General features: G+C 59.2%; 1 protein-coding gene. It reads left to right on the top strand.

The genetic code is table 11. The features are described 5' to 3' along the window. Window positions 1-55: 55 nt before the first annotated feature. On the top strand, window positions 56-364 hold the full coding sequence (locus ACTHUT_RS21890) for a hypothetical protein (RefSeq protein ID WP_440419924.1): 309 nt from the start codon (window positions 56-58) through the stop codon (window positions 362-364). Window positions 365-466 lie beyond the last annotated feature (102 nt).

Raw genomic sequence — 466 nt, 5'->3', positions numbered from 1 at the left:
CCTGCAAAACCGCACATACCTCCCCCCCCCATCCGCCGACACCGACACCACGTAAATGCTAACCGCGCTGCAGAACTTCAAACACCTGTCTACCGCCTACGACGACAGCGAACTCAAGCAACGGCTGACCGCGCTGGAGAACTGTCAACACCTCCACACTGTCTACGACGACAGCGACATCAAGCAACGGCTCACCGCGCTGGAAAACCGCCAAGACCGAGACACCGTCTACGACGACAGCGACATCAAGCAACGGCTGACCGCGCTGGAAAACCGCCAAGACCAAGAAACCGTCTACGAAGACAGCGAACTCAAACAACGACTGACCGTGCTGGAAAACCGAAAAGACCAAAAAACCATATGATAAGAGGGTGGCCTCAAGAGGAGGATTAGGGGGTGGGGAAGGAGGAAAGGAAGGGGAGTGGGGTGGGGGGGGGGTGGGGTGGGGGGGGGGGGGGAGGGGTGG

This window comes from Neisseria sp. P0022.S010 (assembly GCF_051956635.1).
Note: the sequence above shows the minus strand (reverse complement) of the source record. Positions and strands in the feature narration are given on the sequence as shown.